Annotated in this window: 6 protein-coding genes; 4 read left to right on the forward strand and 2 right to left on the reverse strand. The window is 70.2% G+C overall.

Going from position 1 to position 6703, the window contains the following annotated elements; all coding sequences use genetic code 11:
* Positions 1–115: 115 nt before the first annotated feature.
* From NS331_RS11715 to NS331_RS11730, 4 genes are all read left to right on the forward strand, one after another.
* On the forward strand, positions 116–1423 hold the full coding sequence (locus NS331_RS11715; protein WP_058642172.1) for a C4-dicarboxylate transporter DctA: 1308 nt from the start codon (positions 116–118) through the stop codon (positions 1421–1423).
* An 11-nt stretch (positions 1424–1434) separates the two neighbouring features.
* The gene (locus NS331_RS11720; RefSeq protein WP_058642178.1) at positions 1435–2142 is read left to right on the forward strand and encodes a GntR family transcriptional regulator; all 708 of its coding nucleotides are present in this window, start codon (positions 1435–1437) and stop codon (positions 2140–2142) included.
* 245 nt (positions 2143–2387) lie between these two features.
* The gene (locus tag NS331_RS11725) at positions 2388–3881 is read left to right on the forward strand and encodes an NCS1 family nucleobase:cation symporter-1 (RefSeq protein ID WP_058642173.1); all 1494 of its coding nucleotides are present in this window, start codon (positions 2388–2390) and stop codon (positions 3879–3881) included.
* Positions 3882–3903: 22 nt separating this feature from the next.
* Entirely contained in the window at positions 3904–4650 is a 747-nt protein-coding gene (locus NS331_RS11730) for an aspartate/glutamate racemase family protein (RefSeq protein ID WP_058642174.1), read from the forward strand.
* A 69-nt stretch (positions 4651–4719) separates the two neighbouring features.
* On the opposite strand, the gene NS331_RS11735 is transcribed toward NS331_RS11730, so the two are convergent.
* Positions 4720–5973, reverse strand: a complete 1254-nt coding sequence (locus tag NS331_RS11735) for an AI-2E family transporter (protein ID WP_058642175.1) — start codon at positions 5971–5973, stop codon at positions 4720–4722.
* The gene (locus tag NS331_RS11740; RefSeq protein WP_058642176.1) at positions 5970–6701 is read right to left on the reverse strand and encodes a LytR/AlgR family response regulator transcription factor; all 732 of its coding nucleotides are present in this window, start codon (positions 6699–6701) and stop codon (positions 5970–5972) included. Before NS331_RS11740 ends, NS331_RS11735 begins: the two co-directional genes overlap by 4 nt.
* Between the last annotated feature and the right edge of the window lie 2 nt (positions 6702–6703).

The following is a 6703-nucleotide window of genomic DNA, read 5'->3' on the forward strand; positions in this document are numbered from 1 at the left end:
ATTACCCGCTGATGCTGGCATGCGTCGCTTGCCTACATTTCTTGCATGCAAGATTAATGGACATGACCGGGCGCCGCAGCCCGGGCTTGCCCGCATACCCACGGAAGGCCCTTCCATGTTCCGCTTCGCCCGCTCTCTCTTCGGCCAGGTCGTCATCGCGCTGGCGCTTGGCGTGGCCGCCGGCCTGCTCGCGCCGGAGTTCGCCGTCAAGCTCAAGCCGCTGGGCGACGGCTTCATCAAGCTGATCAAGATGATCATCCCGGTGCTGGTGTTCTGCGTGGTGGTGCACGGCATCGCCGGCGCGGGCGACCTGCGGCGCGTGGGCCGGGTGGGCGTGAAGGCACTGGTGTACTTCGAGCTGCTGACCACCGTCGCCCTGGCGCTCGGCCTGCTGCTGGCCTGGTGGTTCCAGCCGGGCGTGGGCATGAACGTGGACCCGAAGGCGCTGGATGCCTCGGCCATGAGCGCCTACGCCTCCAATGCCGACAAGCTCACCAGCGGCGGCACGGTGGACTTCCTGATGAAGCTGATCCCCACCACCGTGGTCAGCGCCTTCGCCACCGGCGACGTGCTGCAGGTGCTGCTGTTCGCCGTGCTCTTCGGCTGCGCGCTCACGCTGCTGGGCGACACCGGCCGGCCGGTGGCGCAGCTGGTAGACACGCTGTCGCTGGTGCTGTTCAGGATCATGGGTATCCTGATCAAGCTGGCGCCGCTGGGCGTGCTGGGCGCCATCGCCTTCACCGTGGGCCGCTACGGCGTGGGCTCGCTCAAGCAGCTGGGCATGCTGGTGGCGCTGTTCTACGGCGCGGTGCTGTTCTTCGTGTTCGTGGTGCTGGGGCTGGTGATGCGCGTCTCGGGCTTCTCGCTGTGGAAGCTGCTGCGCTACCTGCGCGAGGAGCTGGCCGTGGTGTTCGCCACCACCTCGTCGGACAGCGTGCTGCCGCAGATCATGGCCAAGCTGCGCCACATGGGCGTGCGCGATTCGACGGTGGGCCTGGTCATTCCCACCGGCTATTCCTTCAACCTCGACGCCTTCTCGATCTACATCACGCTGGCGGCGGTGTTCATCGCGCAGGCCACCAACACGCCGGTCTCCACCGCCGACCTGCTGACCATCCTGGCCATCGCGCTGGTGACGTCGAAGGGCGCGCACGGCGTGCCGGGCTCGGCCATCGTGGTGCTGGCAGCCACGCTGCATGCGATTCCGGCCATCCCGGCCATCGGGCTGGTGCTGGTACTGTCGGTGGACTGGTTCATGGGCATTGCCCGTGCGCTGGGCAACCTGGTCGGCAACTGCGTGGCCACCGTGGCCATTGCCGCCTGGGAAGGCGACATCGACCGCGAACGTGCCCGCCGGGTGCTGGACGGCGAACTGCCCGCCACGCCCGAGGCCGCCGCCCTCGGCCACGCCGACGGCCGGTGAGAATGCGGCCCATGGCCGACGCCGACAGCGCCGTGAACCCCACCGCCATCGCCCGCCGGGTGGTGGAGGCGATCCTGGCGCAGAAGCTGGCGCCCGGTCAGCGCCTGGGCGAACAGGCCCTGGCCGACCTCTTCGGCGTCAGCCGCACCATGGTGCGCGAGGCGCTGATGCAGCTTCAGGCCCGCGGCTTCGTGGAGGTGCAGAGCAAGCGCGGCTGGTTCGTGGTGCAGCCCTCGGCCGAGGAGGCGCGCGACGCCTTCGCGGCGCGGCGCATCGTCGAATCCGGCATCCTGGCCGACGCGGGCCGGCCGCTCGCCCAGGTGATCCGCACGCTGCGCGCCCACGTGCGGGACGAGCAGCTGGCCATCGAGGGCGCCGACGCCGCCACGCGCGCCTTCCTGCTGGCCGACTTCCACGTCTGCCTGGCCGAGCAGATGGGCCACCGCCTGCTGACCGACGTGCTGCGCGACCTGACGGCGCGCACCACCCTGGCCGCCACGCTGTACCAGTCGCGGCACGAAGCCAGCGAATCCTGCGCCGAACACGCCGCCATCGTGGCGGCGCTGGAAGACGGCGACACCGCCCGGGCCCGCATGCTGATGCTGGCGCACATCGGCAACGTCGAGCGGGCGCTGGAACCCGAGGCGGCGCCGGATGCGGACGTGCAGCGGCTGCGCGCCGCGCTGGTGCCGGTCGCACCGCGGCGCGGAATCGCCTGAAGGCCGCACCTCCTTCGCTGGTCCGATGACCGGCACCTGACTATCGTGGCCAGCCACCGCCGCTGACGTAAGCCTGCGCTCGCTTTCACTCACCGGACCGTCGGCTCCCCTACGGGAATCTCCCAACCCCAAGCGTTGGCACGCCGCTTGCGATCCAATTTTTGTATACAAATAATGCACCCAATTCGTGCGATCCATCCGGCGCATCTGGCGCTGCCCTCCAACGATCCCGATCAGGAGCCCCCATGAACACGGCCACCACCACCCCGCTCGCCGCCCCGGCGGCAGAGTCAGCCCTCGCCGCCGGCGGCGCTGCCTCGCACGCCCTCATCAAGCCCGGCTACGACCCGGCCCTCACCAACGAGGACCTGGCGCCGCTCAGGCAGCAGACCTGGGGCCAATACAACATCTTTGCCTTCTGGATGTCCGACGTGCACAGCGTCGGCGGCTACATCACCGCGGGCAGCCTGTTCGCGCTGGGCCTGTCGAGCTGGCAGGTGCTGGTGGCCCTGCTGGTGGGCATCGTGATCGTGCAGTTCTTCTGCAACCTGGTGGCCAAGCCCAGCCAGGTCACCGGCACGCCGTACCCGGTGATCTGCCGCGCCTCGTTCGGCGTCAAGGGCGCCAACATCCCGGCCATCATCCGCGGCCTGATCGCGGTGGCCTGGTACGGCATCCAGACCTACCTGGCCTCGGCCGCCTTCATGGTGATGGCGCTGCACCTCTTTCCCAACCTGGCGCCGTATGCCGACGTGGCGCAGCACGGCTTCGCGGGCCTGTCGACGCTGGGATGGGTGGCGTTCATGGTGATGTGGGTGCTGCAGGCCTTCGTCTTCTGGCACGGCATGGAAGCCATCCGCAAGTTCATCGACTGGGCCGGCCCGGGCGTGTACGTGGTGATGGCCATCCTGTGCGGCTGGCTGGTGTGGAAGGCCGGCTGGCAGAACATCGACCTCAACCTCGGCGGCGTGAAGTTCGAAGGCTGGGATGCGCTGCCGGTGATGCTGTCGGCCATCGCGCTGGTGGTGAGCTACTTCAGCGGCCCGATGCTCAACTTCGGCGACTTCTCGCGCTACGGCAAGAGCTTCGACGCGGTGAAGAAGGGCAACTTCTGGGGCCTGCCGGTCAACTTCGTGTTTTTCTCGCTGCTGACGGTGATCACCACCGCCGCCACGCTGCCCGTCTTCGGGGAGCTGATCACCGATCCGGTGCACACCGTGGGCAGGATCGACTCCACCACCGCCGTGGTGCTGGGCGCGCTGACCTTCATGATCGCCACCATCGGCATCAACATCGTGGCCAACTTCGTCTCGCCCGCCTTCGACTTCTCCAACGTGGCGCCGCAGCACATCAGCTGGCGCACCGGCGGCATGATCGCCGCCGTGGGCTCGATCTTCATCACGCCCTGGAACCTGTACAACAACCCCGAAGTGATCCACTACACGCTGGACATCCTGGGCTCCTTCATCGGGCCGCTGTTCGGCATCCTGATCGCCGACTTCTACCTGGTGCGCCACCAGCAGGTGGTGGTGGACGACCTCTACACCATGAAGCCCACCGGCAGCTACTGGTACAGCAACGGCTACAACCTGAAGGCCGTCGCCACGATGGTGCCCTCGGCCCTGATCCCGATCCTGTGCGTGCTGGTGCCGGCCTGGCGCGGCGCCGCCAACTACGCCTGGTTCATCGGCATGGGCCTGGGCTTCGTCATCTACGCCCTGCTGTCCCGCCGTTCCTGATCCCGAAGAAAACGCCCTGTCCATGCGCATCAAGGTCATCAACCCCAACACCACCCAGAGCATGACCGACAAGATCGGTGCCTGCGCCCGCGCCGCGGCGCGGCCGGGCACCGAGGTCATCGCCGTGAGCCCGGCGATGGGGCCGGTCTCCATCGAGAGCCATTACGACGAGGCTCTGGCCACGCCCGGCCTGCTGGCCGAGATCGCGGCCGGCGAGGCGGCGGGCGTGGACGCCTACCTGATCGCCTGCTTCGGCGACCCGGGCCTGAAGGCCGCCCGCGAGCTGGCGCGCGGCCCGGTGCTGGGCATCGCCGAAGCCGCGATGCACGCGGCCAGCTTCATCGGCAGCCGCTTCACCGTGGTCACCACGCTGGCGCGCACCATGGGCCAGGCGCACCACCTGGCGGAGGCCTACGGCATGGCCCGCTTCTGCGCCCGCGTGCGGGCCTGCGAGCTGCCGGTGCTGGAGCTGGAAGACCCCCGCTCCAACGCCCGCGCCCGCATCGTCGACGAATGCCGCCGCGCGCTGGACGAGGACGGCTGCGACGTGCTGGTGCTCGGCTGCGCGGGCATGGCGGACCTGTGCCGCTCGCTGTCGGAAGAACTGGGCGTGCCGGTGATCGACGGCGTGTCAGCCGGCGTCACGCTGCTGGAGTCGCTGGTGTCGCTGGGCCTGAAAACCAGCAAGCGCGGCGAACTGGCGCATCCGCTGCCCAAACCCATGACGGGGTTGATGCAGCCCTTCGCGCTGGGCCTGGGCGCGCGCTGAGCGGCGGGGCCGGCGCGCGGCTTTGCCGCGCAGTGCCCGCCATCGGGGGGCCGCGAGCCGCGCGGCCACTCAATCGCCCAGCAACTCGCCCACCGGCCGCAGGTCGTCCACCCGGTCGCACACCGACTTGATGACCATCATGATCGGCATGCCCAGCAGCAGGCCCCACACGCCCCAGATCCAGGCCCAGAAGATCACGCCCACGAACACCGCCACCGGGTTCATGCGCGACGTGCGGCTGGTGAGCCAGGGCACGAGCAGGTTGCCCACCAGGGTGTGGATCAGCAGCGAGGTGCCCGCCACCAGCACCGCCATGCCGATGGTGCCGAACTGCAGGAAGGCCACCAGCCCCGCCGCCCCCAGCACCAGCACCGAGCCGATGTAGGGAATGAGGTTGGTGACGCCGGCGATGATGCCCCACACGGCCGCGTTCTCCAGCCCCAGCGCCCAGAAGGCCAGGCCGGTGGTCACGCCCACCAGCGCGCTGCTGAGGATCTGCACCAGCAGGTAGCGCTGGATGTGGCCGTTGATGTCGTCCAGCACGTGCACCGTGACCTTCTTCTTGTGCAGGCTGGGCCCGGCCATCTTGACCAGCTTGCGCCGGAAGGTGTCGCCCGAGCACAGCGCGAAGAAAGTCAGGAACAGCACCAGCGTGGCCTGCCCCGCGCCCTCCATCAGGCCGACGGTGCCGCTCCAGAGGTAGTCGCGCACGTTGAAGGGCGGCCGCTCGACGATTACCCGCTGCACGCCGCGGCGGAAGTTGGCGGGCGAGCCCTCGTTGGCGGCGCGTTCCAGGTGGTCGGCCGCCTGCTGCACCGTGTCCAGCGGGCTGGCCTTGACCGACTTGGTGCGGATGGCGTTGCGCAGCTTCTGCGCGGCGGCGGGCAGCGCGTCCACCAGCTGGGTGGCGCTGCCGGCGAGCGAATAGCCGGTCCAGCCGGCGCCGCCGGTCAGCGCCAGCAGCAGCACTGCCGCGCCGGCCCAGCGCGGCAGCCGCCAGCGCTCCAGCCGGTCGACCACGGGCGACAGGGCGTAGACCAGCATCAGGCTCAGCGCCAGCGGGATCAGCACCGCCGCCGCCCAGCGCAGCGTGTACACGCAGGCCAGCACGCCCAGGATGACCAGCGAGGCACTGCGCACGTCCACCGGCATGTGCAGCAGAAGCCGCGGCGGGTCGGTGCCCGGCTGGGGCACGGCGCCGCGGGCGCGCTCTTCCTCCGCCTCGCGGATGGCGCGTTCGGTGGCGCTGTCGGCCGCGGACGGTGCCGGCGCGTCGCCGTCGGCGGGCGGCAGTTCGACGAGGGTAGGCTCAGGCGCGCTCATTCGGCGCGCTCCCGCAGCGCATCGCGCACGGCCGGCAGCTGCCGGCGCGAGACGGGCACCGCCTCCGGCAGGCCGGCCAGGCGCAGTGCCCAGCCTTCGGGCTCGTCGCCGCCCTCATGGCGTTCCAGCGCGCGCAGCGCATGCCGCGCCACCAGCGCGTTGCGGTGCACCCGCACGAAGCGCTCGGCGTGGCGCGTCTCCAGGTCGTTGAGCGATCCGTCGAGGATCAGGCTGCGGTCGGCAGTGCGCACGGTGATGTACTTCCATTCGGCCTTGAGGTAGAGCACGTCCGCGAGCGGCACGCGCTCCATGCGGCCGCGCTCCTGGATGAGCAGGTGCTCGGCATCGGCGGCCGGCGGCGCGGCCCGGCGCTGGCGCAGGTGGCGCTCGGCCCGCGCCAGCGCCTCCTGCAGCCGCGCGGCGCGCACCGGCTTGGTCAGGTAGTCGGCCGCATCGAGGTCGAAGGCGGCCACGGCATGGGCGGCATGGGCGGTGACGAACACCACCACCGGCGCTTCCGGCTGCGCGCGCAGGCGCTGCGCCACGGCCATCCCGTCGAGCCCGGGCATGGCGATGTCCAGCAGCAGCAGGTCGATGGGGCCGTTCTTCAGCAGGCCCAGCGCGGATTCGCCATCGCCCGCCTCGCCCACCACCTGCGCCGCCGGGACGCGGCATTCGGCCAGCAGGGTGCGCAGGCGGGCACGGGCCAGCGGCTCGTCGTCCACCAGCA

The organism is Pseudacidovorax intermedius, from assembly GCF_001476815.1.
Taxonomy (GTDB): domain Bacteria; phylum Pseudomonadota; class Gammaproteobacteria; order Burkholderiales; family Burkholderiaceae_C; genus Xenophilus; species Xenophilus intermedius_A.

Excerpts from the sequence above, each read along its gene's own strand:
- NS331_RS11725 (WP_058642173.1), top strand. The coding sequence starts at position 2,388 with ATGAACACGGCCACCACCACCCCGCTCGCCGCCCCGGCGGCAGAGTCA.
- NS331_RS11720 (WP_058642178.1), top strand. The coding sequence starts at position 1,435 with ATGGCCGACGCCGACAGCGCCGTGAACCCCACCGCCATCGCCCGCCGG.
- NS331_RS11715 (WP_058642172.1), top strand. The coding sequence starts at position 116 with ATGTTCCGCTTCGCCCGCTCTCTCTTCGGCCAGGTCGTCATCGCGCTG.
- NS331_RS11735 (WP_058642175.1), bottom strand. The coding sequence starts at position 5,973 with ATGAGCGCGCCTGAGCCTACCCTCGTCGAACTGCCGCCCGCCGACGGC.
- NS331_RS11730 (WP_058642174.1), top strand. The coding sequence starts at position 3,904 with ATGCGCATCAAGGTCATCAACCCCAACACCACCCAGAGCATGACCGAC.